1 protein-coding gene is annotated in these 1,281 nt (G+C 56.8%); it reads right to left on the bottom strand.

Annotation, left to right across the window (positions count from 1 at the left end; all coding sequences use genetic code 11):
• Positions 1–58 precede the first annotated feature (58 nt).
• Positions 59–1,194, bottom strand: a protein-coding gene (locus PQQ51_RS34290; RefSeq protein WP_408501619.1) for an IS3 family transposase whose coding sequence is annotated in 2 segments (ribosomal slippage) — positions 59–930 and positions 930–1,194 — 1,137 coding nt in all. Because the reading frame shifts where the segments join, the coding sequence is not laid out codon by codon here.
• Positions 1,195–1,281: the final 87 nt, after the last annotated feature.

Below are 1,281 nucleotides of genomic sequence, written 5' to 3'. Positions count from 1 at the left end.
AGAGGTGGCCCCGTTCGTTCGGACAGTGTTTTCGATTTTTAAGTGGAACGCTAGGCGGTCACGCTGCCGTTTTCATCGCGGGCAGCATCGCGAAGTAAGCTTCGTCTGGAGTCTTGTCCAACAGACTTGAATGAGGCCTTTGCTGGTTGTACCACGTCAGGTAATGGTCGATAGACTTCCTTGCATGAGCGACGGATTCGTAAGCCTTCAAATACACCTCTTCGTACTTCACGCTGCGCCACAGTCGTTCAATAAACACGTTGTCCCGCCAGCTTCCTTTGCCGTCCATGGACAGAGCGATTCCGCGTGAGAGCACGGCATCGGTGAATACCGTACTGGTGAACTGGCTGCCTTGATCGGTGTTGACGATCTCAGGCAATCCATATTTCGCGAACGCTTCTTCAAGCGCTGCCACCGCATGCTCAGCCTCCATCGTGATCGCGACTCGGTGTGCTAAAACACGGCGGCTGGCCCAATCAATCACCGCAGTGAGATAGACGAAGCCCTGAGCCATAGGTACGTAAGTCGTGTCCAATGCGAACACCTGGTTGCTGCGCTCGATCTTCCGATCGCGCAGCAGGTATGGCCAAATCTTGTGAGCCAGATGTTTGCGGCTCAAGTTCGGCTTGCGATACAGCGCCTCAATACCCATTTTTCGCATCAATGTGCCGACGTGTTTGCGCCCAACCGCTATACCCTCTCGCTTGAGCAAGCGCATCAACATGCGCGCGCCGGCAAACGGATGCTCCAGGTGTAACTCGTCGATGCGGCGCATTAGCGCCTGATCCGCGGCACTGACCGGGCTTGGCGCGGAGTACGCACTGGATCGGCTGATGCCGACCAGCTTGACCTGTCGAGAAACCGGCAAGGGGTGCGCACGATCAATCATTTCTTTACGCTCAGCAGGCCTGCCTTGCCGAGCGCGCCGGATAAAAAATCATTCTCCAGCGCCAACTGGCCGATCTTTGCGTGAAGCGTTTTTAGATCCACCGGCGGCTCATTGACGGGCGTGCCCGCCGCGCCGAACACATCGGCCGCTCGTTCCTGCAGCTGCCGCTTCCATTCCGTGATCTGGTTCGGATGAACCTCAAACTGCTGCGCCAATTCTGCCAGTGTGCGCTCGCCACGTACGGCTGCCAGTGCCACCTTCGCCTTGAACGCCGCTGAGTGCGTGCGTCGGGTTCTCTTCGTCATCGTCTGGTTTCCTTTGTAGGCATTATGCCTATCTCAGAACCCAGCGATTCCACCTAACCGACTGTCCAGATTTCCGGAGCCACCTCT

Source organism: Paraburkholderia xenovorans (assembly GCF_046030735.1).
Lineage (GTDB): Bacteria > Pseudomonadota > Gammaproteobacteria > Burkholderiales > Burkholderiaceae > Paraburkholderia > Paraburkholderia xenovorans_A.
The sequence above is the reverse complement of the archived record's forward strand: the minus strand, read 5'-3'. Positions and strand labels throughout refer to the sequence as shown.